Annotated in this window: 26 protein-coding genes and 1 pseudogene; 18 read left to right on the plus strand and 9 right to left on the minus strand. The window is 39.0% G+C overall.

The genetic code is table 11. The features are described from left to right. The first annotated feature begins 62 nt into the window (after positions 1–62). Both AC1M9N_RS02135 and coq7 read left to right on the plus strand, forming a co-directional pair. Entirely contained in the window at positions 63–1,382 is a 1,320-nt protein-coding gene (locus AC1M9N_RS02135; protein ID WP_481606992.1) for an MFS transporter, read from the plus strand. A gap of 4 nt (positions 1,383–1,386) precedes the next feature. Continuing rightward, positions 1,387–2,022, plus strand: a complete 636-nt coding sequence (gene coq7 / locus AC1M9N_RS02140) for a 2-polyprenyl-3-methyl-6-methoxy-1,4-benzoquinone monooxygenase (RefSeq protein ID WP_481588376.1) — start codon at positions 1,387–1,389, stop codon at positions 2,020–2,022. Between the two features lie 28 nt (positions 2,023–2,050). On the opposite strand, the gene AC1M9N_RS02145 is transcribed toward coq7, so the two are convergent. The 5 genes from AC1M9N_RS02145 to AC1M9N_RS02165 form a co-directional block, all read right to left on the minus strand. Continuing rightward, positions 2,051–2,599: a DUF2799 domain-containing protein gene (locus AC1M9N_RS02145; protein WP_481589836.1), complete on the minus strand. Its 549-nt coding sequence runs from the start codon at positions 2,597–2,599 to the stop codon at positions 2,051–2,053. Between the two features lie 146 nt (positions 2,600–2,745). Beyond that, positions 2,746–3,201 carry a 2-amino-4-hydroxy-6-hydroxymethyldihydropteridine diphosphokinase gene (locus AC1M9N_RS02150; protein WP_481589835.1) on the minus strand — a complete coding sequence of 152 codons (456 nt, stop codon included), beginning with the start codon at positions 3,199–3,201 and terminating at the stop codon, positions 2,746–2,748. Next, positions 3,158–3,538: a dihydroneopterin aldolase gene (gene folB, locus AC1M9N_RS02155; RefSeq protein ID WP_481589834.1), complete on the minus strand. Its 381-nt coding sequence runs from the start codon at positions 3,536–3,538 to the stop codon at positions 3,158–3,160. Before folB ends, AC1M9N_RS02150 begins: the two co-directional genes overlap by 44 nt. A gap of 119 nt (positions 3,539–3,657) precedes the next feature. After that, positions 3,658–4,956, minus strand: coding sequence for an ABC1 kinase family protein (locus tag AC1M9N_RS02160; protein ID WP_481586997.1), 1,299 nt, complete (start codon positions 4,954–4,956; stop codon positions 3,658–3,660). Positions 4,957–4,995: 39 nt separating this feature from the next. Next, positions 4,996–5,775 (minus strand): HesA/MoeB/ThiF family protein, encoded by a 780-nt coding sequence (locus tag AC1M9N_RS02165; protein WP_481586996.1) that lies wholly within the window; start codon positions 5,773–5,775, stop codon positions 4,996–4,998. 240 nt (positions 5,776–6,015) lie between these two features. On the opposite strand from AC1M9N_RS02165, the gene AC1M9N_RS02170 reads away from it, so the two are divergent. Beyond that, on the plus strand, positions 6,016–6,942 hold the full coding sequence (locus tag AC1M9N_RS02170) for an N-acetylmuramoyl-L-alanine amidase (protein ID WP_481954196.1): 927 nt from the start codon (positions 6,016–6,018) through the stop codon (positions 6,940–6,942). A 58-nt stretch (positions 6,943–7,000) separates the two neighbouring features. Here AC1M9N_RS02170 and AC1M9N_RS02175 read toward each other — a convergent pair whose 3' ends face one another. Next, positions 7,001–7,765: a 3-hydroxyacyl-CoA dehydrogenase gene (locus AC1M9N_RS02175; protein WP_481954197.1), complete on the minus strand. Its 765-nt coding sequence runs from the start codon at positions 7,763–7,765 to the stop codon at positions 7,001–7,003. Positions 7,766–8,046: 281 nt separating this feature from the next. Between AC1M9N_RS02175 and AC1M9N_RS02180 the strand changes: the two genes are divergently transcribed. The 3 genes and pseudogenes from AC1M9N_RS02180 to AC1M9N_RS02190 form a co-directional block, all read left to right on the plus strand. Next, positions 8,047–8,400, plus strand: coding sequence for a hypothetical protein (locus AC1M9N_RS02180; RefSeq protein ID WP_481586993.1), 354 nt, complete (start codon positions 8,047–8,049; stop codon positions 8,398–8,400). Positions 8,401–8,693: 293 nt separating this feature from the next. After that, complete coding sequence (locus AC1M9N_RS02185; RefSeq protein ID WP_481586992.1) at positions 8,694–9,665, plus strand: aliphatic sulfonate ABC transporter substrate-binding protein; 972 nt, start codon at positions 8,694–8,696, stop codon at positions 9,663–9,665. Positions 9,666–9,781: 116 nt separating this feature from the next. Next, positions 9,782–10,483, plus strand: a pseudogene (locus AC1M9N_RS02190) (ABC transporter permease); the annotation flags it as partial. A 37-nt stretch (positions 10,484–10,520) separates the two neighbouring features. Here the strand turns inward: AC1M9N_RS02190 and prmC are convergent. Then, positions 10,521–11,339, minus strand: a complete 819-nt coding sequence (gene prmC / locus AC1M9N_RS02195) for a peptide chain release factor N(5)-glutamine methyltransferase (RefSeq protein WP_092766184.1) — start codon at positions 11,337–11,339, stop codon at positions 10,521–10,523. Beyond that, positions 11,339–12,427, minus strand: a complete 1,089-nt coding sequence (gene prfA / locus AC1M9N_RS02200; RefSeq protein ID WP_035267080.1) for a peptide chain release factor 1 — start codon at positions 12,425–12,427, stop codon at positions 11,339–11,341. Before prfA ends, prmC begins: the two co-directional genes overlap by 1 nt. A gap of 400 nt (positions 12,428–12,827) precedes the next feature. On the opposite strand from prfA, the gene AC1M9N_RS02205 reads away from it, so the two are divergent. From AC1M9N_RS02205 to AC1M9N_RS02225, 5 genes are all read left to right on the plus strand, one after another. Beyond that, positions 12,828–13,256: a glycine zipper domain-containing protein gene (locus AC1M9N_RS02205; protein ID WP_092766183.1), complete on the plus strand. Its 429-nt coding sequence runs from the start codon at positions 12,828–12,830 to the stop codon at positions 13,254–13,256. Positions 13,257–13,457: 201 nt separating this feature from the next. Continuing rightward, positions 13,458–13,964 (plus strand): hypothetical protein, encoded by a 507-nt coding sequence (locus AC1M9N_RS02210; protein ID WP_092766182.1) that lies wholly within the window; start codon positions 13,458–13,460, stop codon positions 13,962–13,964. A 131-nt stretch (positions 13,965–14,095) separates the two neighbouring features. Continuing rightward, positions 14,096–15,100 carry an LLM class flavin-dependent oxidoreductase gene (locus tag AC1M9N_RS02215; protein ID WP_481954198.1) on the plus strand — a complete coding sequence of 335 codons (1,005 nt, stop codon included), beginning with the start codon at positions 14,096–14,098 and terminating at the stop codon, positions 15,098–15,100. Between the two features lie 289 nt (positions 15,101–15,389). Continuing rightward, positions 15,390–16,319 (plus strand): hypothetical protein, encoded by a 930-nt coding sequence (locus tag AC1M9N_RS02220; RefSeq protein ID WP_035267073.1) that lies wholly within the window; start codon positions 15,390–15,392, stop codon positions 16,317–16,319. 20 nt (positions 16,320–16,339) lie between these two features. Continuing rightward, positions 16,340–16,900, plus strand: a complete 561-nt coding sequence (locus AC1M9N_RS02225; RefSeq protein ID WP_481586989.1) for an NAD(P)/FAD-dependent oxidoreductase — start codon at positions 16,340–16,342, stop codon at positions 16,898–16,900. A 163-nt stretch (positions 16,901–17,063) separates the two neighbouring features. On the opposite strand, the gene ppsR is transcribed toward AC1M9N_RS02225, so the two are convergent. Further along, on the minus strand, positions 17,064–17,900 hold the full coding sequence (ppsR, locus tag AC1M9N_RS02230) for a posphoenolpyruvate synthetase regulatory kinase/phosphorylase PpsR (RefSeq protein ID WP_035267069.1): 837 nt from the start codon (positions 17,898–17,900) through the stop codon (positions 17,064–17,066). A 155-nt stretch (positions 17,901–18,055) separates the two neighbouring features. Between ppsR and ppsA the strand changes: the two genes are divergently transcribed. The 7 genes from ppsA to cyoE all read left to right on the plus strand — a co-directional run bounded on the left by ppsA (position 18,056) and on the right by cyoE (position 26,463). Continuing rightward, a complete protein-coding gene (gene ppsA, locus AC1M9N_RS02235) occupies positions 18,056–20,434 on the plus strand; it encodes a phosphoenolpyruvate synthase (protein ID WP_035267067.1) in 2,379 nt (792 codons plus the stop codon). Between the two features lie 81 nt (positions 20,435–20,515). Next, positions 20,516–21,277 (plus strand): RDD family protein, encoded by a 762-nt coding sequence (locus AC1M9N_RS02240; RefSeq protein WP_481608387.1) that lies wholly within the window; start codon positions 20,516–20,518, stop codon positions 21,275–21,277. Positions 21,278–21,566: 289 nt separating this feature from the next. After that, positions 21,567–22,631, plus strand: a complete 1,065-nt coding sequence (gene cyoA / locus AC1M9N_RS02245; protein WP_481595475.1) for a ubiquinol oxidase subunit II — start codon at positions 21,567–21,569, stop codon at positions 22,629–22,631. A gap of 3 nt (positions 22,632–22,634) precedes the next feature. Continuing rightward, positions 22,635–24,623, plus strand: a complete 1,989-nt coding sequence (cyoB, locus tag AC1M9N_RS02250; protein ID WP_035267062.1) for a cytochrome o ubiquinol oxidase subunit I — start codon at positions 22,635–22,637, stop codon at positions 24,621–24,623. 4 nt (positions 24,624–24,627) lie between these two features. After that, entirely contained in the window at positions 24,628–25,245 is a 618-nt protein-coding gene (gene cyoC, locus AC1M9N_RS02255; RefSeq protein ID WP_035267060.1) for a cytochrome o ubiquinol oxidase subunit III, read from the plus strand. Then, on the plus strand, positions 25,242–25,574 hold the full coding sequence (gene cyoD / locus AC1M9N_RS02260; protein ID WP_171076771.1) for a cytochrome o ubiquinol oxidase subunit IV: 333 nt from the start codon (positions 25,242–25,244) through the stop codon (positions 25,572–25,574). The genes cyoC and cyoD overlap by 4 nt, the downstream gene beginning before the upstream one ends. Positions 25,575–25,584: 10 nt before the next feature. Then, positions 25,585–26,463: a heme o synthase gene (cyoE, locus tag AC1M9N_RS02265; RefSeq protein WP_481608385.1), complete on the plus strand. Its 879-nt coding sequence runs from the start codon at positions 25,585–25,587 to the stop codon at positions 26,461–26,463. Positions 26,464–26,739 lie beyond the last annotated feature (276 nt).

The raw sequence follows: 26,739 nt of genomic DNA on the forward strand, positions 1-26,739 counted from the left end.
TTTTCCGATATTGTTACTAAATCATCACATTTCTTAATAATTTTTAAAAAAGCTGAATTGTCATGCAAAAACAAGAGCATCTACTGAGTTCGCGCCGTTTTTTACCTATGTTTTTGACTCAATTTTTTGGGGCCTTAAACGATAATGTCTTTAAACAATCCTTATTGCTCGTCATTACCTATGGTTGGATTCAACAACAGACCGCAAGCGTAAGCACACTGAATAATCTAGCTGCACTTCTCTTTATTCTACCTTACTTCATTTTTTCAGCGACTGCAGGACAAATTGCAGACAAATACGAACGCTCTTTCTTGATTCGTAATATCAAATTGCTTGAAATCTTGATTATGCTGATTGGTACTGCTGGATTTTTACTCGGCAATTTATGGCTATTGTTATTAGCATTGTTCCTCATGGGTACACACAGTACCTTCTTCGGACCGATTAAATACGCCATTCTCCCTGAAATATTAAAACCGAATGAATTGATGTCGGGTAATGCTTTATTCCAGTCAGGTACTTCCATTGCAATATTGATGGGGATGATCTTGGGTGGTGTAGTGATTTCAAACTCTGAAGGTAACTTAGTTTGGATCAGCCTGACGGTCGTGACCATCGCGATACTTGGTTATAGTTGTAGTCGCTTCATTCTCAAACAAAAAGTCCGTGAAAATCATATCAATGTCGATTGGAATTTCTTTCGAACCAGTTTTCAAACCATACGTTATGCAAAAAGCTTACCCCTCATCTTTACCATTTTATTGGGTAATTCTTGGTATTGGTTTTATGGCGCGACATATTTAACTCAAATACCTCAAATGACTCAGCAAAATCTTCATGCCAACGAAAATGTGGTTAGCCTCCTCCTTACCTTTTTTTCTGTGGGTATTGGTGTAGGTTCATTGCTATGCCGAAAAATTGGTGGCTCAGAGGTCAATATTAAAATGGTGCCTATTGGTGCAGTAGGCTTAACCGTTTTCGCCTTCTATTTAGCAGGAAGTTTAGCCTTTGTTCCTGAAAGGACTGGAGATTTTATTGGCATATCAGACATGTTTAATTCTGGTATGATTTATTATCATGTGATGATTGCAGTTACTTTATTAGGGATCAGTGGTGGTTTTTATATTGTTCCGCTGTATGCCATGATGCAAGCCTATTCACCGTGTTCACATCGTGCTCGCGTAGTGGCTGCTAATAACATTATGAATGCAGTATTCATGGTGTCTTCTGCTATATTCTCCATTATTATTTTAAGTATCTTAAGTATTGATATTAAGATTCTATTCGGTATTACAGCAATATTGAGTGCTCTGTACACGATTTGGTTATTAACACGCTTAAAACCAATGTTAAAAAATGCTCAAATTGATTTAGAGGATTAAGGTTATGCGTCACTACACAGGTCTAGATAAATTTATCCATTCATTTGATCAAGCACTGCGTAGTTTGGTACCAGGCACCACCACCTCACAACGTGAAAATCCAGCAAGTCAAGCAGAGACTCATCTCGCAGTGAGTGAAGCAAGGCATGTTGCTGGACTCATGCGTGTTAATCACAGTGGTGAAGTCTGCGCTCAAGCGCTTTATCACGGTCAAGCATTGACAGCTAAATTGCCTAATGTTCGTCGTGAAATGGAGCATGCCGCGATTGAAGAACAAGATCATTTAGCATGGTGTGAAGATCGTTTAAAAGAGTTAGATAGTCATACAAGTCTACTCAATCCTGTATGGTATGGTCTTTCTTTTGGTATGGGTGCGATTGCAGGTATTGCTGGTGACAAATACAGTTTAGGCTTCGTTGCAGAAACTGAACGCCAAGTGAGTCTGCATTTGCAACACCATCTTGACCAACTCCCACCGCATGATGAACGCTCTCGTCAAATTTTGACACAGATGAATCAGGATGAACTTCAACATCGAGATACTGCACTAAATGCAGGTGGTGTGGAATTACCAGCTGCGGTCAAAATCGCAATGACGGGTATATCCAAACTCATGACCAAAACAAGTTATTATATTTAAAAAAAACGCGGCTCATGGGCCGCATTTTTTATAGATGATGGAATCGTCTAAACTTATTTAATTCACGCTCAGCATGATTGAAATTCAAATCTAACCGCAATTTATCCTGCTTTAAGGACTTTATTTTCTTAAGATACTCTTCCCGCTTTTCTTTGGTGATTTTGTCATCCAGTAAGTAGTCTCGATAAGTTTCAATTTCTTTATCTTTAGCATCTTTGTCTTTCTTAGAACGATAGTACTGATCGGCCACATTATAAAAGGGTGCTAATTGGGCATGTAACTCTGATGGACAAACCCTATACCCACCTCTTCCATCCAAAGCTCCATCGAAAATAACTTCGGGTTGACAATATGAACGAAGCCCAAGTTGGTAACCTTTTTCATATAACTTGTGATCAGGTTCAATATTCACTTTTGAACAGGCTTTTTGATGTTTAACAATGCGATTCGAATAACCACTGCTTCCATCTTTTTCACCTATTTCCGACCATTGAGCAGTTCGACACTCTTGAGGGGAAAGCGTTGCACAACCTGAGAGGAACGCCAAAATTGCGCTTAACACAATAATTTTATACATCTTCTTGATATGGAGCTTATTTATTTTGAAGTGGCGTATTATAAAAATTAGTCCATTTAAAAGAAGCTGATTATTGTTACATCACAGCCTATTTCCGTATCAAAGACATATTTGATCAATGCTACCGTTGGACTATTCGGCGAAACTCATCCTATTTTAGAAAATGAACCATCTAGTGACACTTGAGGAAAATGATGCGCTTCATGCTCAAATAATGGATTTTCCCAAATATCAAACATTGGAATTTTAACATCTAAGGCTAATGGCATTTTTTTTGGATTAAATTGCATATTTTGGAGCGTATTTCCCCATGCAATGAGATCTACATCCAAAGAAATATCATGTGACGGACGGACTCGACCAGAAGCTTTTTCCAGCGCTTTTAAAAGATTGGTAATTTCATTGACTTGCCGCTTTGATTCTAATAAACATGCAGCATTCCAATAATCTTGTCCAACACCATCTCGACAAGGTATGACATAGATAGGAGAACGCGTAATACATCCCAATGACGCAATTTGTTTTAATGCATTCACCAGATGATTGTGCGGTTGGCTATTACTCGCCAATGCTAGCGCATAAATCATTACGGTGTCTTTCAAGACGAATTCCTACTGAATTAGCTTGTGGAATAATAGCAGGCTTACGCACAGTAATTTGGATAGACTCAATTGCTGGATATTGTTCAAACAAAGCTTTGAGGACAATTTTTGCAGCAAATTCAATTAATTCAGGTTGAGCTTTTTGAATCGTCTGAGTCGCGATTTCACAAATTTCAGCATAATTTAAAGTATCAGCGAGAAGATCTGAATTTGATGCCTGCTCTAAATCAGTCGCAATATGAAGATCAAGCAATAATGGTTGAATGATTTGCCGTTCCCAGTCAAAACATCCGATGACTGTTTCAACTTTCAATCCTTCAATTAATATGGAATCCATCTTCAATCATGACCTTTTCGTAAACTATCAAACAGTGATAGCACGCTTGACGGGAGGCGATAAAAGCAAATCCTCTTCTATTGAGGATTTGCTGTGATATTTTAACACTTGTTTAAGATTTAATGTTTCAACAAAAGATTAGGATCGATTGTTTGTACCATTTGTAAGCGCTGATCTGCATAAATATCAGTGTACGGCGCAAGAATTCTCATAAAACGATCAAAATAAAGCATTTGTTTAAACAACAATGCGAAATCCCGTGGAAAACGGATGCCATGACGCTCACCTACAGCCACCATATCCATCATGATGTCATTTAAGTCGGCTGGATTAGATGACAGAATTTGCTGAGGATCAGCTGTGAGTACACCACTGAATAATCGCTCTAAATCGTTTGCCAAAACTGTTGTATCAATTTGCGTATTGGTCATGCCCATTTTCAGCATATTTTCTGCCATCAATGGATAATTGGTATTTTGCAATGCATCCATGAAAGCAATACATGCCGTCCATACTTCAGGCTTTAATTGTCCCACAATACCAAAATCAATGAATCCAATGCGACCATCATCCAAAAGCATGAGGTTGCCAGCATGTAAATCTGCGTGGAAACTTTCACACATCATCAAACTACCAAACCATGTGTTCATGGCAGTAATCAAAACCTGTGATGGGTCTTTAGAAACTTGACGAACCACATCGAAATCCGTCAACGGCACGCCATAAAGACGCTGCATTGTCAGGACACGACGTGTTGAATATTGATGATATACCTTTGGTGCAGTCGCTTTAGTATTTTGAGTAATGTGCAGATAATTAACAAAATCATCAATATTTTTTGCTTCTTCAATAAAATCAACTTCACGAACCATACGTGTTTTGATTTCTTCAACAATATCCGCAAGTGAAGCAAATTTTACTTTAGGAACTGCCTTCTCTAGAATCTTGGTCGCCCAATGTAGGACATTTAAATCCGTATAAAGGATAGTTTCAACACCAGGTTTTTGGACTTTGATCACGACATCTTCGCCGCTCACCAATTTAGCAGCATGCACTTGTGCGATCGAAGCAGAAGCTAATGGCGTTTCATCAATAGATGCGAAAATTTCACCTAAATCGCGACCGTCAAACTCAGCATTCAAAACACTTTCAATATAGCTAAATGGGAGTTTAGGTGTCTGATCTAAACACCCTTGAAATTCCTCAACATATTCACGTGGAAATAATGAAGGCGTACTGGCAATAAACTGTCCCAACTTAATATACGTTGAACCAAGTGACTCGAAAGTTTCGCGCATTAATTTCGCATTACTCGGTTTTTCTGTCGCGTATTTAATCCCTGCTCGCGCAGCAATGACCGCAGTTTCACCTACACGGGCCACTGAGCGTAAACCATCTAACCAAATATTATTTTTCATAATGTCGATATTAAATTTCGATATGTTGAGTGTAGCAAATTAAATTGTCTTTGCGGATTGACTGATGTGACAGATTTGACATTCTTTATCCTTGTCAAAATTCAAAATTCGCTGTTGCATGTTCCTTCCATTCCATAGAAGGATCTTCTGTTTTAATGGTGTTAAATTTAACCCCAGATATAATAGCGCATGATGTGCTTGCATACTTGCCATCAGGTTAGGAGTTGTTGCTAAAACTCCTGAATCTGCACACCTTAAACTCTCATCTGCATGATCTTCTTTAGGAAAAAGACATTCATAACATGCTGATTCACCATCCACCATAAATAACTGCCCCTGCAAACCAATCGCAGATGCACTAATGAGTGGAACATTCGCATCCTTACACATTTGATTGACCAAATAACGGGTTTCAAAATTGTCACAACCATCTAACACAAGATCTTGCTGTGTAATCAGTGCGGCAGCATTATTAAAATCAAATTTAGTATTGATGTATTCAATCTTAATATAAGGATTAATTTGAGAAATTTTCTTGGCTAACACTTCAGCTTTGTAAAAACCCACATCATGATGATCAAAGGCAATTTGTCGCTGTAAATTACTAATTTCTACAGTATCAGCATCGATGAGTGTCAATTTACCCACGCCTGCTCTCGCCAATAACTCTGCAGTCAAACACCCTATTCCACCACAACCAATAATAAGCACATTGGACAGCTTTAATCTTTCTTGTGCATCAATATCCCAATCCTCTAGTAATATTTGTCTTGCGTACAACTGTAGCTCAACATCACTCAGTTCAATGCTATCACTCACCTAAACACCCTGATTACATGCTTGTATAAGCCTATGATACCGAATAAATAAGCAGTCTATTCATACAATTCTGAAGATAATTTTTACCCTAGAAGATCTGTACCTTATTGTTACAATTCGAATAGGTTTGTTTAATTTTTCTTATTTTATTTTGTACTATTAATAAACATAATCTCAATAATTGCTTCACTAGCAATTAATTTTAAAAACATCTAACTCCAATAAATGACAGTCATACTTATGAATAAAAAAATTTTTGCACTCGCTACATTATTAGTTTCGAGTTTATTCCTGACGGCATGTAAAGATGAAAAGATCACCAACATTACATACGTCAATCAAGGTTCGGATACCCAACCAGAATATATAGAAAGCACGCTTTATGATCTGGACGAAGAGAATGCTTCACCCAATCAAGACAATCGGCAAATGTTCTTGATTCTGCACTACACAGCAGTATCTAAAGACGAAACATTGGCTTTGTTTAAAGATCCTAATTTCCCTGCCAGTAGTCACTATTTTGTACCCGAATTACCAACCAATGGTAAATTTACTGTGTACCGTCTTGTGCCTGATGATAAAAGAGCTTGGCATGCTGGCACGAGTTCTTGGCAGACCAACAGCAGTTTGAATGCCTCAAGTATCGGCATTGAAATTGAAAATCTCGGTTTCCCTGCAGACGATGAACAACTCCCTTTGATGCAACGTCGATGGTATCCATTTTCATCAAAACAACAAATCGAAGTCCTTGCAGATATTATTTTAAAAATAACTAAAAAATACGAGATCAGACCCGACCGAATTTTGGGGCACAGTGATATTTCTCCAGGTCGTAAATTTGATCCAGGTCCACTATTTCCTTGGAAACGTTTACATGAAGACTATAACATTGGTGCTTGGTACGATAACGACACTGTAAATTATTATCGTACCTATCATCCTTGGAAGAATGATATTGCTTCGTTACAAAGCAAATTGGCATTATACGGTTATAACGTTCCTGTCACTGGTCAATATGATCAAGTCACTCAAAATGTTGTATCTGCATTCCAAATGCATTTTTATCCTGAGAAATATGATGGTTTCGCGGATATTGAAACTGTAGCCCGCCTTGATGCATTACTTGAGAAGTATCGTAATGTAGCTCGTCCGGCGATTACACCATAAAGCATCTGAGATCAGTTTAGTCGTCTATTTAAGTGAAGACTAAACTGATTTTCATATATTATTTTGGCGCCATACGAATTGCGCCATCCAATCGAATCACTTCACCATTTAAATACGAATTTTCAAAGATATGTCCAACCAGTTTCGCAAATTCTTCAGGTTTAGCTAAACGTGGTGGGAATGGAACCATCTGTCCCAATACATCCTGCACATTTTGCGGAAGACCTTTAAGCATCGGAGTTTCCATGATCCCAGGTGCAATAGTCATAACACGGATCTTTTCGCGTGCTAACTCACGCGCCAATGGCAAAGTCATACCAACAACAGCGCCCTTAGATGCAGAATATGCAGCCTGACCAATTTGACCATCAAAAGCAGCAACTGAAGCCGTGTTCACAATGACACCGCGTTCTTCCTCTTCCCCCGAAAGCGCATACTGTGACATTAATTGCGCAGCATATCGCAACATATTAAAGGTTCCACTGACGTTGATATTCAGTACTGTTTGGAACATATCTAAGGCATGCAGGCCATCACGACCAAGCACTTTAGCTGATGGTGCAATACCAGCACAGTTGATTAAACCATTTAATTGTCCATATTTTTCTTGTATGTGTGCAAAGAATGATTCAACTGCTTTTTCATCAGTTACATCTAGTTGAATAAATTCTGCACCAATTTCTTGACCCGTTTGCTCGCCCAAAGATGCATTCATATCAACAATTACGACTCGAGCACCCTGCTGTTGAAGATAAGCTGCTGTCGCCGCACCTAACCCAGAAGCGCCACCTGTAACAACAATCACTTTTCCTTGAATATTCATAAATCCCATTATCCATTTTTAGTTTTAGGTTGGCTTTAGGGTAATCTTCCTCCAATACGGATTCAATTTATTCAGTGACTAATTGGTCTAAATAATTCAAAATAGATATAATTTAATATTTATTTTATATAAAAATAAATCACCCATGACAATTTTTTTTGCCTTAATGACATGATTTAAAAACCATGCAGTCATCGATATTCTTTTGAATTCGGCTAATATTTAAACTATTTTAATCTTATTCATTTCGGCATTTTGCCATATCTCCTAAAGGTTCAATCATGTTTAAAATGATCGATGTCTTAGAGCAAAATTTTGCTCAAACTTTCACCCATGCACTTAATCAAGATTCAGATCAAATTTCAGAGCAGCTTCAAATGAGCATTCTGAATGCATCCGAAATAGATTTAAAAAATGCAATCAATCAATTCCTAGACACTCAAGATGCAAGTGAAACTGCACTTGCATTAGATATTTCAACTGATCGTCTTAATGAACTGAAATCTGGTATTGCGTTAAAAGATGCTTCAAAAATTTCGGACACTTTAAAGGTAGTAGCGCTATGCTTGGCTTTGGAGTCAGACTCATTAGACCTTCTAGAAGTGAGCGATATTTCAACTGAGTATTTCGTATAATGTAAGTATTGAGATCAAACTGATATGGTTTGGTCTCATTTTCACTCTTAGCCTTGCTATATTAAATTATGTGACCTTCATCTCATTGCATTAATTTATATAAAGTTCTGATAAATCACTATATTTTCACAAAACCACAATATTTATAAAATATTGATTTGATTTCAATGTGTTAACTCATAATTTTAACTTTATCAAAATTTGTTCTTTTAATATCTCATTTTCTTTTTTGTCACAAATCACCTGAAAGGCTATTTATATCGAAAATTTAGCGAATTAAATCAGGTACTTCAATGAAAAAATCGATATCTCCATTGAAATTAGGACTGTTGGGTTTAGTAATTAGTGTTGTTCATAGTGGAGCTAATGCTGCCCTCCCTAAGGAAATCAAACTGGATTATGCCTATTATGCTCCTACGAGCTTAGTGGTTAAAAATCAAAAGTTATTAGAAAAGGCTTTACCCAATACCAAAATCAAATGGGTATTTAGTCAAGGCAGTAATCGCTCCTTAGAATATCTCAATAGCGGCAGTGTTGATTTTGCTTCAACAGCTGGTCTTGCCGCTGTATTAAGTCGTGCCAATGGTAGCTCTGTTAAAACAGTTTATATCCAAAGCCAACCTGAATGGACAGCTTTAGTCGTGCCAAAAGACTCCCCGATTAAATCCTTAAAAGATCTAAAAGGTAAAAAAATTGCCGCAACAAAAGGAACTGACCCATTTTTATTCACGCTACAAGCTTTAGATACCGTTGGATTGAATAAAAAAGATGTACAGCTTGTTCATTTGCAACATCCAGATGGCAAAACGGCGTTAGAGCGTAAGCAAGTGGATGCTTGGGCTGGCTTAGACCCTTTGATGGCATCAGCTCAAGTTCAGTCGGGTGCAAAACTGCTTTATCGTAATGTAGGCTTTAATAGTTATAGCGTGTTAAGCGTCAAAGAGCCATTTACTCAATCTAGCCCAGAAGCAATTGAAGCCGTAATTAAAGCGTATGAGCAAGCACGTAAATGGGCAAAAGCCAATCCAGATAAACTGGCGCAGTTACTCGCCACTGAAGCTAAACTACCTTTAGAGGTTGCAAAACTTCAGCTTCAGCGTACTGACTTTAATCAAAACATTCCTACAGCCCAACACATTAATGCACTACAAAAATCCGGCAAAATCTTGACTGAAGAAGACTTAGTTCGTAAAGGAACAAATGTAAATCAAGTTGTTCAACAGTTATTTAATGCCTCATTCGCTCAAAAAGTGGTGACAAAATAATGGCGATCAGTGAAAAAGCGATTGAACATCGGAATATCGATGTCCATTCACAACTGTCGACAAAAGGGAATAAATGGTTGAAAGGTATTTTCCTCCCTGTATTACTGGTATTGCTGTGTGAAATTTTGGTTCGAGGTGGTGTAGTTGAACCTTATCTGCTACCTGCACCAAGTAGCTTATTAGTTTCCCTGCAAGAACTTGCTAAGAATGATTTAGGTCAACATATTTGGGCAAGTACATGGCGAGTGTTTTTAGGGTTTGCTATTGGTAGTGGCTTAGCACTATTTTTTGCAGTTTTGGTAGGACTCAATCACCATGCAGAAGAGTTTATTGAACCGACCTTTTCTGCAATTAAGTCAATTCCTAGTCTTGCGTGGATTCCTCTCCTTTTGTTATGGCTTGGTATTGATGAATCCTCAAAAATCACCCTTATTGCGATTGGTGCTTTTTTTCCAACCTATACCAATACTGTGGCTGGTATTCATGGTGTCGACCGAAAATTGATTGAGTTGGCTCAAGTGTATAGACTGAATCGCTGGCAACAAATCTACCAAATCGTTTTACCCGCAGCTTCTCCATCTATCCTTACAGGCTTGCGCAATAGTTTGAGTTTAGCTTGGATGTTCATGATTGCCGCTGAACTCATTGCAGCAACGCAAGGTATTGGATATTTATTAAGTGATGGACGTGAAACATCGCGTCCAGATATTGTGATCATTGCTATTATTTTATTGGCAATATTGGGAAAAATCACGGATACCATAATGAAAGTATTTGAATCAAAATTATTGTTATGGCGTGATGTCATCAAAAGATGAATCAATAAAAAAGCGACCTAAAGTCGCTTTTTTATTTCTAATGAGGCCATTGTGCTAAAGTCACGCGATCGTTACCACCATAATCTTTAACGGTTCTCACTTTCTTATAACCTGCTTGACGAAATAGATGCTGAACAGCGTCTGCTTGATCATATCCATGTTCAAGTACCACCCAACCTTCAACAGTCAGATGCTTCTTGGCTTGTAAAATAATTTGCTCAAGATCAGCTAAACCTTTTTTATCAGAGATTAATGCACGTTGAGGCTCGGTCGCCAAATTGTGCATATGTTCATCTGCTGGATCAATATAAGGCGGATTAGATACAATGACATCAAAAAATTGACGCCCAAACGGTTTTAACCAACTGCCTAGTACAAATTGAACCTGATCTAAGTCATGTTGCTCAGCATTAAATTTAGCGACTTCCAATGTAGGCTCATAAATATCGGTTGCTGTTAAAGACCAATTAGGACGTTCGGAAGCGAGTGACAATGCAATGGCGCCTGTCCCAGTTCCTAAATCTACAACGCGCGCATCCTCAGGCAACTCTAACTTTAAAACTGTCTCCACCAAAACTTCGGTGTCCGGTCTAGGCACCAAAGTATCGGACGTCACTTTTAAGTCCAATGTCCAAAAAGGTTGCGAACCTGTGACATAAGCTAAAGGCTCACCTGCTTCAATCCGAGCAATCGCCTCTCGATACGCCTGCTCTTGTTCTGCAGTGAGCTCTTTATCCTTCTTCATCACCAAATCGAATGAATCGATTTTAGTGATATGTTCGAGCAACCAAGCATTTTCTTGACGCTCATAACTTTCAGGCTCACCACGCAGTGCAAGCGCTTGTTGAATGTTCATTAACCACCATTCTGCTGTGCAAGCATTGCCAATTGATCCGCTTGATATTCACGATGTAAGCTATCTAAAAGCTCAGTCAAATCTCCCTCCATCACTGCATCCAACTTATATAAAGTTAAGTTAATACGATGATCAGTCATACGACCCTGAGGATAATTATAGGTACGAATACGTTCTGAACGATCACCTGAACCCACCAAATCACGGCGCATTTCAGATGTAGCAGCATCAGCTGCTGCACGTTTAGCATTCTCAAGACGAGATGCCAATAATGCCATTGCCTTTGCTTTGTTCTTATGTTGTGAACGCTCTTCCTGACATTCAACAACAGTACCTGTCGGAATATGCGTGATTCGTACAGCAGAATCCGTTTTATTGACGTGCTGACCACCCGCCCCAGATGCACGATAAGTATCAATACGCAAGTCTGAAGGGTTAATATCTACAGTCGTATCAACATCAATTTCAGGAAGAATTGCAACGGTACAAGCTGAAGTATGAACTCGCCCCTGTGATTCAGTTGCAGGAACGCGCTGAACTCGATGAGCACCGCTTTCAAATTTTAAGCGTCCGTAAACACCTTCACCATTAATTAAACAAATAATTTCTTTGTAACCGCCATGTTCACCTTCATTTTCAGAAAGGATTTCGACACGCCAACCCTGTGATTCAGCATATTTACTGTACATACGGAATAAATCACCAGAGAAAATCGCAGCTTCATCGCCACCTGTCCCTGCACGTACTTCCAGATATGCAGAGTTCGCATCATTTGGATCTTTCGGAATCATCAGAATATTCAATTCTGCCTCTAAAGATTCAATTAATGCTTTATTCTCTTTAATTTCTTCTTGTGCCATTTCCTTAAAGTCAGGATCTGACAACATTGCTTCAGCCGTTACAATATCTTCTTCCGCTTGGGTATATTTTTTCCAAACAGTGGTGATTTCAGTCAAATCATTGTGTTCACGTGACAAATTACGGAAACGCTTATTGTCGGAAATGACTTCAACATCAGCCAATAGCGCTTCTAATTCTTCATGACGATCACAAAGTTGGTCTAATCGTAAACGTAACGATTCTTTCATGTTAAATAAAATCTCTAATACTGGATTAATTTAAGGACTGCCTTAAATTAATATTTCTAAAATTGCGAGTAGTTTAACGACTCTGACATTCAATTAACATATTTATATAGAATGACTTTGCAAAACCATTTTCATTCCTTGTCACACCCAATTAATGGATAATCAAAAATTAGCTCCATAACTGCCAAGTTTAAAAACTGTTTACTGAATCAACTCTCCATAGTTTCTTCTTAATCAGCCCAATAATGCATATTGAATGATCAGTTGTAATATAAAAACAACATTGTGCAACCAAAACGTAAAACTCTAGGTTAACTTCTACATATTTAGCGCTTCAATTCTTGTTACATTGTGCTCAACGAATTATTACTCGTCCACGAACAAGGACATGGAGTCACACATGAAATTAAATACCCTATTAATGTCAGCCACCTTAGCCACTGCATCAATGTTCACGGTATCTGCACATGCAGACAGTACAGCGCGTGTCGCTGCTGCGAGTGCTTTAGGTAGTGTAGCAGGTACAGCAATTGGTAAAAACATGGGTGGCACAACAGGTGCAACTTTAGGTGCAGCACTTGGTGGTGCTGGTGGTGCTGCTGTTGCTAGTAATAAACGTAACCGTACTGAATCTGCCATCGGAGGTGCATTAGGTGGCGGTGCGGGATATACCGTAGGTAATAGTATGGGTGGAACCAATGGCGGTTATATCGGCTCTGCTTTAGGTGCTGCTGGTGGTGCTGCTCTTGGTAACAAAATTGCGAAAGACAAAGCATATGATTCACGTCAAGATCGTAAATGGAAAAAGAAAAAACATAGCCGTCGTTAATATAATCTGATTGATCGTTTCCCCTTTGAATACTCTGTATTCACCTCGATGCGCCTTAGGGCGCATTTTTTTATTAACAAATTAATTATGGATAAATTAGGGAGAGAAAAATACAAACCAGCAACTTGCTCTCCAAAATGATTGCAGAAATTTGGATTAAATTAAAACCATCAAATATAAGACTTCGACAAGGAGTTCACCATGAAATTTAATTCAAAGTTATTTGCTGCTGCGATCGCAACTGCGGCCTTGAGTACAACAACTGCTTATGCTGATAGTTCGTCTAGAGTTGCCCTCACATCTGCTTTAGGTGGAGTCGTTGGTGCTGCGATTGGTCAACAAATGGGTGGCTCGACTGGAGCAATGATCGGATCAGCGATTGGTGGTGCTGGTGGCGCAGCTGCATCAGCGAACAAAAAAGATCGTAATGCTGCTGCAATTGGTGCTGCATTAGGTGGTGCTGGTGGTTACACCGTTGGTAATAATATGGGCGGAACAAATGCTGGTTATGCTGGGGCTGCATTAGGTTCAGCTGGTGGTTCAGTTTTAGGTAAAAAAGTGGCTGAAGATCGTCGCGAAGATGACTATAGAGATCGTTATGATCGCCGTGAAAGCGGTTATCGCAATTCAAACTATCGTTATAATGACCGTAATTACAGAAGTGACAATGGTCGTCATTTAGGCTGGTATAAAAACGGTAAACGTTAATTCCAAACTCTTAGAATTCAAGCGCTCAACTTAGAGCGCTTTTTTATTTACACTTATATCGTTTTTTTTCAATATACAAATACTCGAGTTCGTATTAACATCTTTATGAGTGTTCAAAAGAGTAGAAAGTTATGCGAAGCTTAAAAGATATCGAGTTTTCAGTATTGGAACTCGCTCCTGTACGTGATGATAAAACGATTGCTTTTTCACTACAGCATGCTTTGGAGTTAGCACAAAAAATCGAACAATTGGGTTTTAAACGACTGTGGCTTGCAGAGCACCATAATATGGATGGTATCGCTAGCTCAGCTACAGCTGTGTTATTAGGCTATATCCTTGCTAACACCTCCTCTTTAAAAGTAGGTTCTGGCGGAATCATGCTGCCTAATCATGCACCACTTGTTGTAGCAGAACAATTTGGAACACTAGCAACGCTTTATCCTGATCGAGTTGAGCTCGGACTAGGACGCGCACCAGGTACAGATCAATTGACCATGCGTGCCTTACGCCGAGGTCGTCAAGAGACTGAAGATCAATTTCCACAACACGTGCTCGAAATTTTGAGCTATTTGGGGGAACCATCGCCACATCAGAGAATCAAAGCGACACCAGGTCAAGGAACACATGTTCCCGTATGGCTGTTAGGTTCTAGCTTATTTAGCGCACAATTGGCAGCTAAACTTGGCTTACCTTATTCTTTTGCCTCTCACTTTGCCCCTCGTATGCTGGGTCAAGCGATTCAACTTTACAGAGAAAACTTCGAACCTTCTGAATATTTGGATCGTCCTTATGTATCAATGGGCGTTCCAACTGTTGTAGCTGACACTGATGAAGAAGCTGAATACTTGGCTACTAGCGCTTATCAACGTGTATTAGGCTTAATGCGTGGGCAAAGCTTAAAACTCAAACCTCCAGTTAAATCAATGGATGGAATTTGGTCTGCTCCAGAAAAGATGTCAGTTGACAATTTTTACGCAATGGCTCAAATCGGATCACCAGAAACAGTGAAACAAGGTCTTGAACAACTACTGGTGCCTTATGATGTAGATGAGTTTATTTTTACCTGTGATATCTACGATACAGACAAACGCATTCAAAACTTTGAGTATTTAATGCAAATTAAGCAAAATGCTTAGATCAAAAAAATCCTGAAATGATTGAGTAATGGTTTTGATTTCAAATCTATAATTAATTACTCTTTCATTTCTTGAGTTTGTCAAACAACTATTGGCAACAAATGACATCAAATGTCCCTAAAAGACTATTCCAATGAAAAAATTCTTTTAACCAACAATATTAATTATTCATAATCAAATACTTAAAATTTGGCATTTTATATCAAACTAAAATAAGCACTTCTGCAAAACACATCACATTTTTAAGCGATAAAATTTCATGATTAAAAAATAAATACGGATGTATAACATGGCCTCTATCGACTTAGAAAAAATGTTGGATAAAGTAAAACATACTCAATGGACACTCTCGGATATTGACTGGGATGCTCCTGGCAAAGAATTAGTCACCGCAGAACAGTGGCCCAAGCTTAAAGATTTTATGGCTGATCTAATGTGGATCGAACATGTAGGTGCTCGTGCATTTTCTGCGATGTCAAAAAAAGCACCGACAGATACGCTTCGCGAAATGTATGCCATTTTCCACGCTGAGGAACAGCGTCACGCCAATGCCGAAATGGCACTGATGAAAAGATGGGGTATGCTTGAAGGCGATATTCCTAAACCCAATAAAAATTTAAGACTGATCATCGAATGGCTCGACACTTATGCTGATGAAATGCCCTTCTATATTCTAGGTGCTGTCATTCCGATGCTGGAAGTCGCTCTTGATGGCGCACTTTGTACATTCCTATTGGACACTGTAGAAGACCCAGTTTGTCATCAAGCTTTTGAACTGATTAATGGTGATGAAGCTCGTCATTTAGGTGTTGGATTTAGTGTCATGGAAGATCAAGGCTACAATAAAACCTTTATTGAGCTTTCTAAAATGGCAGCGCGAGTTGTAGATCCACGTTTATTACTTGGTATTCTTGCATACTTACCACTCATTAACAAAATGCGTGATAATGTGATTAAACTAGGTCTGCCAGAAGAAAAGCTCTATGCAGCGATGCACAAATTTGCTCGAATAGGTGGACGTACTGCAGAAGGTCGTCGTAATCCTTGGTATCAAATTATTAACTTCCATGCACGAAGTGCCATGAATCGACGTAATAAATGGTTTCATATCCCTGTCGACACCATGGTAAAAATGACTGATAAGATTCCAGAAAAATCTTTACCTAAAATCCCATCTTGGATATATGAATTAACTGCAGAACCAAAAGCAACCCACTAAAACAATAATTAGGTACAGAAATGAAAAAAAGGAATAAAGCCCACACGGATTCGTTCTTTCATAATGAAGCTGAGTATTTTTCCAACTTCAAAGGAAAAATTATCTCAGCTGAGGACATCAAACAAACCGATTTTTCAGGATTAAAGGTCGCGATTATTGGTGCCAATCAAATGTCAGTTTCACATTTAGATGTGGTTTGTCAAAATGCGCTATTCGTCAAAGTATTTCAAATGACACCTCATTTCGTTTTGCCACACACTGAAAAAGGGATTCAAAAAATTATTGCTCATCCCCTCATCGCTAAAAATAAACGATTATTTAATCAGCGAATTAAGACGACATTGGCAATACGATATTTAGATTCTCAGATTTCAGATACTTGGTTAAAAAGACAATTGATGCCAAATCCAGCTTCGTCGCAAAAAATATTTTTTAAATCCGATCATTATTACAGCGCCTTACAGCGAGAAAACTGTAAATTGATCACATGGCCAGTCGTGAAAATTACTGAAAATGCCGTTCAAAGTATGGAAGGAATCGAACACTTAGTAGATATTATTATTACAACGTACGAAAAATAACCATCATTTAGTAGATAAATGCGATTCTAAATTACATTTTATGATGAAATTATAGACACTTGAATTATATAATTTTTGAATTTTATGAGTATTTATGACGATTAATCTCTTAAAAAAAAGAAGCACAGCTAGTGCTTCTTTTTTTTAAATTAGATTTACCGATTTAACCAATCCGGCGTTTCAAGCCTGTCATTTGCAATACTCGTGTTGAGATTTCTTCAATCGACATTTCTGAAACATTTAGATATTTAATCCCTTCAGAAATATAAATACCTTCGATTGCACGCAATTCCATCTGACATTGGCTAAAACTTGCATAACGACTGTTGGCTTTGCGTTCAGATCGAATTGCCACCAAACGATCAGCATCAATCATTAATCCAAACAACTTATGCTTATGTGGACGTAAAACTGCTGGCAAACGGTTGTCATCCAAATCTTCTTCAGTTAACGGATAGTTCGCAACTCGAATACCAAATTGTAATGACAAATAAATTGAGGTCGGTGTTTTACCAGAACGCGACACTCCAATCAAAATTAAGTCCGCTTTATCATAGTGTCTTGTACGTGCGCCATCATCATTATCCAGCGCGAAATGTACAGCATCAATACGTGCCTTATAAGACTCAGAATCAGTCACAGCATGCGTTTGTCCGACTAAAGTTGTAGGGGCTGTTCCAAGCACCTCAGATAGCTTACTAATTAACCCTTCAAACACATCTAAATTAACCGCATTTGCCGTATTGATGATATCCCGAACATAGGGATCCACAAGAGTATCAAAGACAAGAGGTTGTTGGCCATCAGACTCTGCGCGCGCGTTAATCTCTGCAACGACGTTCATTGCGGCTTCTTCTGTAGTGATATACGGAATGATATGAATATCAAAATCGACATGAGGAAATTGAGCCAATAAAGAATGCCCGAGTGTTTCAGCCGTAATGGCAGTACCATCGGAAATAAAAAAAACACTTCGTTTAATATCTTTACTTTCTGCCATTAAATTAATCCTCAAATATTTGTCTAAGTACTATATAATCTTTATAGTAAACCGATCTTACATGACTGTCGCTTAGTAATGAAAGTTTGCTAAGTTTTCACAGAAAAATATCATGCCAAGATAGTGATTAATACTGCAAAAGTGGAGTAACAACTTTGGAAGCACGCGTAATCGGTCTGGAAAAATTAGGTAAACACGACGTAGAAATCGTGGGCGGTAAAAACTCATCTCTAGGCGAAATGATCAGCCATTTAGCAAATGCTGGTGTATCAGTTCCAGGTGGTTTTGCAACAACTGCTGCAGCTTACCGTGAATTCCTTGAGCAAAGTGGTCTAAATGCCAAAATTTCAGCCGAGCTCAAACAACTCAATGTTGACGACGTAAATGCACTTGCTGAAACTGGTGCTAAAATTCGTCAATGGATCGTTGATACTCCGCTTACTCCAGCACTTGAAAAAGAAGTTCGTGATGCATTCGCAACTCTTTCTAACGGCAACCCTGAGATCGCGGTTGCCGTTCGTTCATCTGCGACTGCAGAAGATTTACCAGACGCATCTTTTGCAGGACAACAAGAGACTTTCCTAAACATCCGCGGTATTGACAACGTCTTAATCGCGATTAAGGAAGTTTTTGCTTCACTTTATAACGACCGCGCAATTGCTTACCGTGTACACCAAAACTTCGATCATGACATCGTTGCTCTTTCTGCTGGTGTGCAACGTATGGTTCGCTCAGAAACTGGTGCTGCTGGTGTAATGTTTACACTGGACACTGAATCTGGTTTCCGTGACGTTGTATTCATTACTGCATCTTACGGTTTAGGCGAAATGGTCGTACAGGGTGCTGTAAACCCTGATGAATTCTATTTATCTAAGCCACTTTTAAATGCAGGTAAACACGCAGTATTGCGTCGTAACCTCGGCTCTAAACACCAAAAAATGATCTATGGTGAAGAAGGCTCTGCAGGTAAATCAGTTGTTGTTGTGGATGTTGAAAAAACTGAACGCCAACAATTTGCTTTAAATGATCAAGAATTACAAGAACTTGCTAAGCAGGCGTTAATCATTGAGCAACACTATGGTGCGCCAATGGATATCGAATGGGCGAAAGACGGTGATGATGGTCAAATTTACATCGTTCAAGCACGTCCTGAAACTGTGAAAAGCCGTGAGAATGTCGGCACAATGGAACGCTACCTATTAAAACAAAAAGGTACAGTTCTTTGTGAAGGTCGCTCAATCGGTCAACGTATCGGTTCTGGTAAAGTACGTATTGTTAATTCAATCAAAGAGATGGACAAAGTCCAAGATGGCGACGTTCTTGTTTCTGACATGACCGATCCTGATTGGGAACCAGTTATGAAACGTGCTGCTGCGATCGTTACAAACCGTGGTGGTCGTACTTGTCATGCCGCGATTATTGCACGTGAACTCGGTGTTCCAGCGATTGTTGGATGTGGTAACGCAACAGAAGTACTTGTTGATGGTCAAGAAGTAACTGTTTCATGTGCTGAAGGCGATACAGGTTTCATTTACGAAGGCGCTTTAGATTTCGAAGTTCAACGTAACTCGATTGAATCTATGCCAACACTTCCGTTCAAAATCATGATGAACGTTGGTAACCCTGATCGTGCATTTGACTTCGCTCAAATTCCAAACGAAGGTATTGGTCTTGCACGTCTAGAGTTCATCATCAACCGTATGATTGGTGTTCACCCTAAAGCATTACTCAATATTGACAGCTTACCTCGCGAAACACGTGCAGCTGTGATGACCCGTACTGCAGGTTACTCTTCACCGATCGAGTTCTACGTTGAAAAACTCGTTGAAGGTATTTCTACACTTGCTGCTGCATTTGCTGATAAACCTGTCATCGTACGTATGTCTGACTTCAAATCGAATGAATACGCGAACTTAATCGGTGGTAAGTTATACGAACCTGAAGAAGAAAACCCGATGTTGGGCTTCCGTGGTGCGAGCCGTTATGTTTCTGACAACTTCCGTGACTGCTTCGAATTAGAATGCCGTGCATTGAAGAAAGTTCGTGATGAAATGGGTCTAACTAACATTCAAATCATGATCCCATTCGTCCGCACAGTTGCTGAAGCAAAACGTGTTATTGAACTTCTTGCTGCAAATGGCTTAAAACGTGGTGAAAATGGTCTTAAAGTGATCATGATGTGTGAATTACCAACCAATGCCCTACTTGCTGAACAATTCTTAGAACATTTTGATGGCTTCTCAATCGGTTCAAATGACTTAACTCAGTTAACGCTTGGGCTTGACCGTGACTCAGGCATCGTTTCTCATTTGTTTGATGAACGCGATCCAGCAGTAAAAGCTCTTCTTTCAATGGCGATTCACGCATGTCGTAAAGCAGGCAAATATGTGGGTATTTGTGGCCAAGGACCATCAGACCACCCAGATCTTGCTCGCTGGTTAATGGAACAAGGTATCGAATCTGTTTCACTCAACCCAGACTCTGTTTTAGATACATGGTTCTTCTTATCTGAAGAAAAGACTAAACAAGCTTAATAAACTATGTTAAAAAAAGACCCATTCGTGGGTCTTTTTTTTACCCCATTATTTTTTAGTAATTTTTGAGAAATTAGGTTTATGCAAATTTACTTGGCGAGAAATAATCAACAAGCTGGACCGTATACGGTAGAGCAGTTAAATCAAATGCTCTCGAGCCAACAAGTTTTACTCACAGACTTGGTCTGGCATCAAGGTATGACTGAATGGAAAGCTTTAGGTGAACTCACTCAAGGAAAATTATATTACCAACCTGAAGGCTATCAACCGACTCCACCAGTACAACAAAGCTATTCAAATCCTTCAATCGCGAGTGTAAATATTCAAAAAAATACTGCTCAGCAAGAACTTGCCTCAATTGGATCTCGATTTTTAGCTAAACTCGTTGATCTGGCGCTTTGGTTGCCTGCCATGGTGATTCCTTCGTTCTTTATGCAGGAAGAACAAGTTGCTCAATTGACTGAACTTCAGCAAAAAATGCAGAATGCTAGCTCATCAGATCAAGCAATCAAATTACAGGAACAGTTATTTACACTGATTCCAATGGAAGCTTGGCAAGCAATGTTGGTTTACATTGTATTAATGCTAGCTGCTCAAGCATTTTTAATTGCGAAAAGTGGTCAGAGTTTAGGAAAAAAAGTAGCAAAAATTCAAATTGTTGATGCTGAAAATGGACAGCAAGTAAACTTAATGCGCGCATTCACATTGCGTAGTGTGATTTTTATTGTATTGAATTTACTCTTTATGCCATTCATTACCATCATTGATCATGCCTTCGGTCTAAGTCAAAAAAGACAAACTTTGCACGATAAATTAGCAAAGACTAAAGTCATAAAACGATAATTTTTATCTTAGGGGAGCAAATGCTCCTCTTTGTTTTGCCTCTGTTTTCATACCAAAAGTAATTAATTCTTCAACCAATTCCGACCAAACAAATTGGGTTTAATCCTTATATTTAAAGGCACTTTACATATAGCTTAGTTGGTCGTTATAGGGCATAATGCCCTACAACGTAGCGGTGTCATATGACTGAAATTCAGTAAATGTAATTTTCTGTTTTTCAATCATGTGACACTATAATCGCTATCCCATAATTTTATTAGGGAATGGGACTCTTCACCGAGGTTGTAAAATGAGACAAACAATTTTAGCTGTATTGTCTTTATCAACGCTTGCCGTGCTCTTAACAGGGTGTGGCGGTGATATAGTACTTCTAAACTCAAAAGGTCCAGTAGCACAAGGTCAGTCTGATCTTATGATGACTGCGATCTACCTCATGCTATTGGTAGTAATTCCATCAGCATTGATGGCTTTATGGTTTAGTTGGAAATATCGTGCGTCAAATAAAGATGCAGACTATAAACCTACATGGGCGCACTCTACTATTATTGAAATCGTAGTGTGGGGTATCCCGTGTATTATTATTGGTATTTTAGCGTATTTAACATGGTGGGGCTCACACAAGTATGACCCTTATCGTCCGCTAGAATCAGAGAAATCGCATTTAACTATTCAAGTTATTGCTGAACAGTTCAAATGGGTTTTTGTTTACCCTGAACAAGAAATTGCAACAGTTAACGAAGTTCGTTTCCCAGAAAAAACTCCGATTAATTTCAATATCACCTCTAACTTCACAATGAACTCTTTCTTCATTCCTCAGTTAGCTGGTCAGATTTATGCAATGGCGGGTATGCAAACTCAACTTCATGTCCTTGCGGATAATGAAGGTGTATACCGTGGTTTCTCTTCGAACTATTCAGGCTATGGTTTCACACAAATGCGCTTCCAAGCTCATTCTGTTTCAGAAGCTAAGTTCGCTGAATGGGTGTCTGCAGTAAAAGCTGGTAACGGTACTTCAATTAACCCTGAAGCTGTTCAAAAAACAGTTTTAGACCAAGCTGAATTTGCAACCTTGCGTGATGGTAACCGTTCAGAGAAACAAATCGCTGCGATGGTTCGTAACGCTAAAACCGATCTAGAGAAGCAACAAGCTGAAATTGCTCAAAAAGAAGGTCCATATAAGGCACATCCTCATCCTGTGACTTACTACTCTTCTGTTGAAAAAGGCTTGTTTGAATCAATTATCAACAAATACATGGCAAACTACCACGGTGCAGATCACTCAGCTAAAGCTGAAGGTCATGCTGTAGCTGCTGATGTAAATGCTGAACCTGCTTCTTCAGTTGTAGGGGAATAAGACATGAGCTTCTTAGGTAAGTTAAGTGTAGATGCTATCCCGTACGATCCAATCGTACAGGTAACAGTGTTAATGATGATTTTAGGTGGTATTGCAGTATTTGCTGGTATCACTTATTTCAAAAAATGGGGCTACTTGTGGAACGAATGGTTCACATCTGTAGACCATAAAAAAATTGGTATTATGTACCTTATCGTTTCTGTGATCATGTTATTACGTGGTTTCGCGGATGCGATTATGATGCGTCTTCAATTGTTCCTTGCAAAAGGCGGTGGCGAAGGCTATCTACATCCTGAACACTACGACCAGATTTTCACCGCACACGGTGTAATCATGATTTTCTTCGTAGCGATGGGTCTTGTAGTGGGTATGATGAACATTTCTGTTCCACTACAAATTGGTGCGCGTGACGTAGCATTCCCATTATTAAACTCTTTAAGCTTCTGGTTATTCGCTGGTGCTGCTGGTTTGATGATGGTTTCTCTTGCGCTTGGTGAGTTTGCGGCAACTGGTTGGATGGCTTACCCTCCTCTTTCAGGTATCGAATACTCTCCTGGTGTTGGTGTTGACTACTATATCTGGGCACTTCAGATCTCTGGTCTTGGTACACTTCTTACTGGTGTTAACTTCTTCGTTACCATCATAAAAATGCGTGCTCCTGGCATGGGTCTTATGGATATGCCGATCTTTACGTGGACATCTTTATGTACTGCAGTATTGATCATCGCATCATTCCCAGTGTTGACTGCAACAATTGCAATGTTAACGCTTGACCGTTACTTCGGTTTCCACTTCTTTACAAATGACATGGGTGGTAGCCCAATGTTGTATGTAAACTTGATTTGGACATGGGGTCACCCAGAAGTTTATATCTTGATCTTACCTGCATTCGGTCTATTCTCTGAGATTACTTCTGTATTCTCTCGTAAGACATTGTTTGGTTACAAATCAATGGTGTATGCAACGATCGCGATTACAGTTCTTGCATTCGTTGTATGGTTACACCACTTCTTTACAATGGGTTCAGGTGCCAACGTTAACGCGTTCTTCGGTATTATGACCATGATTATCGCGATTCCTACAGGTGTGAAAATCTTCTCTTGGTTATTCACAATGTATAAGGGTCGTATTACCTTCACATCACCTATGTACTGGACAGTTGGCTTCTTAGTGACTTTCGGTATCGGTGGTTTGACCGGTGTACTTATGGCGGTTCCACCTGCGGACTTCCTTGTACACAACTCACTATTCTTAATCGCTCACTTCCATAACGTAATTATTGGTGGTGTTGTATTTGGTATGTTTGCTGGTATTACTTTCTACTGGCCGAAAATGTTCGGTTGGCAGTTAAGTGAATTCTGGGGCAAAGCATGCTTCTGGTTCTGGTTCTTCGGTTTCTACTTCGCGTTCATGCCATTGTATATCCTAGGTTTCATGGGTATGACTCGTCGTCTAAACTCGTATGACAACCCAGACTGGGATCCATATGTTGGTATCGCATTATTCGGTGCTGTATTAATCGCAATTGGTATTGCTTGTTTCATCATGCAAATCATTGTTGGTTTCTTACAACGCGAACAAACTCGTGACGTTACAGGCGATCCATGGGATGCACGTACGCTTGAATGGGCGACTTCATCTCCAGCTCCATTCTATAACTTTGCAGTATTGCCTCAAGCGAACGGTATCGACCGCTTCTGGACTGACAAAGAAAATGGTGTAGCTTACGCACGTCCTGCTAAATATGAAGATGTTCATATGCCAACTAACCGTGCTGCGGGTGTACTTATTGCACTGATCATCACTGTTATGGGCTTTGCACTTATCTGGCACATTTGGTGGTTAGCGATTGTTTCTTTCGTTTCTGCAATCATCGGCTTTATCTGGAGCTCATTCACGAAGAAAGTGGATTACTATGTTCCAGCTGCTGAAGTAGAACGTATTGAAAACGAACGTTATGCGTTACTCGAAAAACACTTGAAGAAGGACTAAGGATATGGCTGAAGTACTTCATCACGAAAACCACGAGCATGATGAACATCATCACGATGATACAGACATCACGGTCTTTGGTTTTTGGACTTACTTGATGAGTGACTTGATTTTATTCGGTACACTCTTCATCGCGTTCGCTGTATTAAGCAGTCATATTCCACCTGGCACTCCAAGTGCAAAGGATCTTTTTGCAGATTCTTTAGGTTTCGTTTTAACTGAAACTTTCGCACTTTTGATTTCATCAGTGACATTTGGTTTTGCGGTACTTGCTTCTTACAAGAAAAATGTTGGTCAAGTTCTAGCTTGGTTAGCAGTTACATTTGTATTCGGTGCAATCTTCATCGGCATGGAACTTTATGAATTTAATCATTTAGTTCATGCTGGTCATGGACCAAGCGTTAGTGCGTTCTTATCTGCGTTCTTTACTTTAGTTGGTACGCACGGTATTCACGTTACTTCTGGTTTGGTATGGATGATCGTGTTGATGATTCAAATCAAAAAATATGGTTTGACTACAATCAATACTCGTCGTCTTGCTTGCCTAAGCTTGTTCTGGCACTTCCTTGACATCGTATGGATCTGCGTATTCAGCGTAGTGTACTTAATGGGAGTATTATAATGAGTCATGATCATAATGCTGCTGGTGCATCACACGGTAACGTAAAGCAATACACAATCGGTTTTGTACTTTCTGTTTTATTGACTGTAGTTCCATTCTACATGGCAATGAATACTGATAGCTTCAGCCGTGGTGCAATTATTGCTGTTATCGGTATTACAGCTGTTGCTCAGGTACTTGTACAATTAGTTTACTTCTTGCACATGAACTCATCTTCAGAGCAACGTTGGAACGTGATTGCATTTATCTATACAATTCTAACTATTGCTGTTCTTTTAGTTGGTTCTGTATGGATCATGAACTACTTACATTCAAACATGATGATCTAAACTGATTGTCATGTTTAAAAAGTACTTATTCCTGACTAAGCCAGGAATTCTCTTTGGTAACTTTGTTACCACTTTGGGTGGCTACTTTGTAGCTACCCAAGGTTCAGTAGATTTCCTTCTCCTGCTTCTTACCCTCATTGGCACTACCCTCGTAGTTGCATCTGGATGTGTGGTTAATAACGTTATTGATCAAGACATCGACCAAAAAATGCAGCGCACTCAAAATCGTGCGTTAGTTAAGAAAACCATTTCTGTTCAAATTGCATTAGCTTTTGCTTTGCTATTAGGCATACTCGGTTTTGGTATTTTATGGTTTTGGGTAAATGCGTACGCTTTTTTATTCGCAGTTATTGGTTTTGTTGTATATGTTGGTTTTTACAGCCTATGGACAAAACGAACAACGATCCACCAAACTGTGGTCGGTAGTATTTCTGGTGCAGCCCCCCCTGTCATTGGATATACAGCGGTCGCGAATCAATTCGATTTAGGTGCGCTACTCATTTTCTTGGGTTATGCATTTTGGCAAATGCCTCACTCATGGGGAATTGCAATTTATCGTTTTGATGATTACAAAAATGCAGGTATTCCGATTCTTCCTGTTGCGCGCTCGATTGTTCGCACCAAGATCGAATCGCTGATTTACATTGTGCTATTTGCAATCTCAATGAACGCTTTATTTGTATTTGGCTATGCAAATTGGCTTTATTGTATAATTCTCAACGTATTGACTGTTTATTGGCTATATTTAAATATCATTGGATTTAAAGCTGAAAATGATCAATTATGGGCAAAGAAATATTTTTTATTTTCTGTTCTCCTAATTACGATTATTAGTATCTGCTTTAGTTTTACTGCTACTACACCAATAAACAATCTTGTCATTTTTTAAAAGATAGAGAAGCCTCTATCTTTTTTTTATCTTCGCTTTAAGCAGTCTATAAATATCTATACTCAACACTACCTTCAAATACTTTCTAAAAGTAAGTTAATTTTCAAAATTGAATAGTCCAATTTATTTTCTTCGTCGTTATATTTTGCTTTATTTTTCTTGTAATCCCCTGCCGACATCCTTACAATACAGCTTCGCATTTTTTTGCGACACATTAAGTTTTTTTGAAACCAATAAAATTTATTTGTGACTCCTTGCTTCTAACAAATGCGTTAG

The organism is Acinetobacter sp. ANC_7655, from assembly GCF_056784015.1.